This window comes from Paenibacillus fonticola DSM 21315 (assembly GCF_000381905.1).
GTDB lineage: Bacteria > Bacillota > Bacilli > Paenibacillales > Paenibacillaceae > Fontibacillus > Fontibacillus fonticola.
The window spans coordinates 1-1201 of record NZ_KB907306.1 but is presented as its reverse complement, the minus strand read 5'-3'; the positions used below and the strand labels follow the sequence as shown (position 1 = coordinate 1201).

The window sequence follows — 1201 nt, the reverse complement described above, 5'->3', positions numbered from 1 at the left end:
TCGACCTTCAGCAGCTGCGCTTCAATCTCGCCCAGCTCGATGCGATACCCGCGGATTTTAACCTGATGGTCGATCCGGCCCAAATATTCGATGTTGCCATCGGGCAGCCACCGCGCCAAATCTCCGGTTCGGTACATTCGTTCTCCTGGCTCAAACGGGTTGGTCACAAACTTCTCTGCCGTCAGCTCTGGACGATTCAGATACCCACGCGCCAGGCCGTCTCCGGCGATACATAGCTCGCCCGGTACATAGTGCGGTTGAAGTCCTCCATGAGCGTTCAGAATATAAAAACGAAAATTCCCAAGCGGCTTTCCAATCGAAACATATCCAGTATTCGAAAGCGAATCACCCGAGAAAATTTCATATGCCGATGCATCAACACAAGTTTCCGTTGGCCCGTAAACGTTTGTAATTCGTAGCTCCTTTTCATTGCTTCCCTCGGCACGAAGCCGTTCTAGTAACCGCGTAACTGTTTCCCATGGAAGAGCCTCTCCTCCAATAAGCATATGCTGAACAGCTATACCATTGAGGCTTTTGGCTCCAACAAGTAACCGTAAATGGGATGGGGTTCCGTCTGAAACGTCAATTCGATGCATCCTGTAATAATCGGAAATAGCTTGTCCGTCGAATATTGTCGTTTTGGGAACGACATACAACGTGTGACCGAACAAAAGCGCTGCAAACATTTGCTGAACCGATGCATCAAAGTGACACGAAGATAATAAAGCTACACGCAAACAAGCTTTATATGATGAATACACTTGCTTACGAAGGCTTTCTATTAAATTAATGACCTGACGATGTTCTATCATCGTTCCTTTCGGTATGCCAGTCGTACCCGAGGTATAGATTATATAGGCCAACTGACGAGAGTTAAAAGCCGATTTTAAGTTTGTGCTATCAACACTGTAATCCTCCAAATCGTCAACGAGAACGCTTTCACCACCAAAGCTATTAAAAGCTACTCGCCCTTCGAAACAGCGTTGCGTAAGCAACACCTTTACATTGGCATCCTCCAGCACATATTGAATGCGCTCCTCTGGGAAATCCGGGTCAATTGGGACGTATGCACCCCCAGCTTTCAAAATACTGATAATCCCAACGATCATCTCCAGCGATCGCTCGGCTATAACGGCGATTGGCTCGTCTGTACGCACTCCCCGGTCCCTTAGCGTTCGCGCAAGCTGATTCGCTCTTTCGT

General features: G+C 47.9%; 1 protein-coding gene. It reads right to left on the bottom strand.

Annotated elements, in window-relative coordinates:
• Positions 1–1201: amino acid adenylation domain-containing protein (locus G358_RS31145; protein ID WP_033404791.1), on the bottom strand; the 1201-nt coding region annotated here is incomplete at both ends.